This window comes from Moorena sp. SIO3I6 (assembly GCF_010672095.1).
The window spans coordinates 1-1,077 of sequence record NZ_JAAHHU010001680.1 but is presented as its reverse complement, the minus strand read 5'-3'; the positions used below and the strand labels follow the sequence as shown (position 1 = coordinate 1,077).

The 1,077-nt window shown below is 39.5% G+C and carries 2 protein-coding genes; both read right to left on the bottom strand.

From position 1 onward, the window contains the following. Positions 1-242 (bottom strand): glycosyltransferase family 2 protein (locus F6K49_RS52245; protein WP_293110943.1); only part of this gene is annotated, 242 nt, incomplete at its 3' end. 144 nt (positions 243-386) lie between these two features. After that, positions 387-1,077: class I SAM-dependent methyltransferase (locus tag F6K49_RS52240; RefSeq protein WP_293110941.1), on the bottom strand; the 691-nt coding region annotated here is incomplete at its 5' end.

Genomic DNA, 1,077 nt, shown 5'->3' with positions numbered 1-1,077 from the left:
AAAACCCAATTGTTGTTAGCCGCCATACCTAGGTTTTTCGGCTGCCGATAGTACCGTACTTGAGGAAACTGCTGGCATAGTTGTGCCATAACCTCAGGGGTTTCATCAGTGCTAGCGTCGTCTGACACCCAAACTTCCACATTGGGATAGGTTTGACCACAGGCGCTACCCACTGACTCCCATAAGTACTGGGCTTGATTATAGGTAGGGATGCAAATAGCAACTGGTTTCATGTCCTGCATCAGGAGTAGTTCCTTTATACGAAAGTTATGTTAAAATAAAATAACCGTAAAAACTGTTTAATTTTCGTTCGTCAAGAGTGCTATTTTTTTATTCAACAGCAACAAATAGCGATCCGGTTAGTTTCCAAAAAAGGCTCGTTCGGGTTATTTATTGACCAAAAAATTTTTAACAAATTGTTTCAATAGTCCTGATTTACCAGACAAATATTCTACTATCACCTTTTTATCTTGCCAGAGAATAAAATAATCCCTTAAAGACCACTTATCGACCTTGGTAAATTCCATAGGCTTAAAGACTGAACCATACCAAGTAAGCACCATGCCCTTTTTCAAAAACATGAAGGGACTTTGACCTTTAAATTTTCGATTTGACTCTAAATGAGTTGGGTGTCTAGCGGTAACATCACCATAAGCATCGGTGATCAGTGCAATGCCTTCTGTTTTTAACATGGAGCGTATATTAGCAATGGCGATCCATGGCTCAGTAAGGTGTTCGAGAACATCGAAAGAAATCACAACATCGTACTGATTATCCAAACAGGCTTCATAGGTGGGAATCAGGTTGATGCCATTGTCTAACAAGCCATAATGTTTAAATCGCTTGGTGACAAAATCATAGATTTTACTGCCTGGGAAGTCGCAGTAATCAACGTGACAACCATTCATCGCTAAGTACAGAGAGTCATTGCCTGTACCATCACCTAGTAACAAAATTTTTAAATCACCAGTTATCTTCCCTTTCTGTGAGGCATACTGCTGAATCCTTTCTAGGCTTATTTCTATCAATTGCTTTCGTCCAGGTCTAGCCCAAAAAACCATTGTTTCAAATATGAAA